Genomic DNA, 577 nt, shown 5'->3' on the forward strand with positions numbered 1-577 from the left:
TCCCAGCCAAACAGCGTGAAGCCACAGTCCAGCTCACGCTGGCGCTTGGCCCGTTCAAGCTGATTCCAGCCCGTGCCGGCCTGCGGCTTGTTCGAATAATGCGCAACCGAGTGTTTGTGCAGTCGCCGGCCGAGTGCGTCATAGCTGTATTCGACCTTGAGCTTGTCGTCGCTGTAGCTCTGCAGCCGATCGAACAGGTCCCAGTTGAACTGCGCACGCACGCCGTTGTGCAGCCGTTCGGCGAGGTTGCCGCGCGCGTCGTAGGTGTAATGGGTGCCGGCGTACTCGCGCAGCAGGTTGTCCATCAACCTGTTGCGTTTCGGGGCCTGGTCCAGCGGGCGGTTGAGCTGCTGCGTCTTCTCGTCCAGCAGGTTACCCGCCGGGTCGAAGGCGAATGTCTCCACCCCCAGGCGACTGGTGGCCTGCAACAGGCGACCGACAGGGTCGTACTGGTAGGCCAACTGACCACGTCGGCTGTCGTGAATGTCGGTGAGTTGCCCGGCGCCATCGTACTGGTACTGACGCTTGAGCAACGTGGACTTGCCGTCGTGGCTGCCTAGCAGTTGCTCCTGCAGCC

1 protein-coding gene is annotated in these 577 nt (G+C 62.9%); it reads right to left on the reverse strand.

Features of this window, described 5'->3' with window-relative positions; translation table 11 throughout:
• Positions 1–577: RHS repeat domain-containing protein (locus NJH59_RS25635; RefSeq protein ID WP_253087475.1), on the reverse strand; the 577-nt coding region annotated here is incomplete at both ends.

The organism is Pseudomonas sp. VE 267-6A, assembly GCF_024126555.1.
Classification (GTDB): Bacteria; Pseudomonadota; Gammaproteobacteria; order Pseudomonadales; family Pseudomonadaceae; genus Aquipseudomonas; species Aquipseudomonas palmensis.